Genomic DNA, 625 nt, shown 5'->3' with positions numbered 1-625 from the left:
CCTCCTCCGCGTACCACGAGTGGTCGACGCCCCGGACCCACACGACGTAGTCACCTTGCTCGGCCAGCAGAACACTGCGTCCGGGCAACTCCACTCGGAAGCGCCCGCTGATGAGGACCTGCAGGGTGGTGCGCTCCTCACCGGTCACCCACCGAGCCCGTTCATCGCCCCGTGGGTGGACGCCCCACTTGATCTCCACGTCCTCGCTGTGCCGAGGATCGGAGGCGTCCTTGAAATGGCCCAGCAGCCATCCCCGGTCCAGTGCGGCGTCCCTGCCCGCGTTCCCCACGTACACGCTGTCGGTCATGGCTCCGGAAGGTAGCAGTCAGCGACATCGACACTCACGGCAGCGACTACCGCCACCATCGCGACAGCCCTCGCCGACGCCGGACCGGACGGCCCCGGGACAAGCGGCGACCGGCGAAAGCGCCCCGCTGCCGCTCGTACTCCCGTTGGTCACCCCGCGCCGGCCGCGCACCGGCACGGCGTACGAGCACGCCGCTTCGGGCGCCGCCTGCCGCCGGGGTCCGCTCCGCGCGGCGTCGCCGACGCCCCCCTCGTTACGCTGCGGGACGTGACCAACCCGGACGCTCGCGGCGCCGACCACCACCCGGACCTCCCCGCC

General features: G+C 72.3%; 1 protein-coding gene. It reads right to left on the bottom strand.

What is annotated here, in order from left to right; all coding sequences use genetic code 11:
- The coding region (locus KUM32_RS36745) for a signal peptidase I (protein ID WP_217146215.1) at positions 1 to 307 on the bottom strand (307 nt) is incomplete at its 3' end.
- Between the last annotated feature and the right edge of the window lie 318 nt (positions 308 to 625).

Source organism: Streptomyces sp. AC627_RSS907 (assembly GCF_019049165.1).
This window is presented reverse-complemented; position numbering and strand designations above follow the sequence as displayed.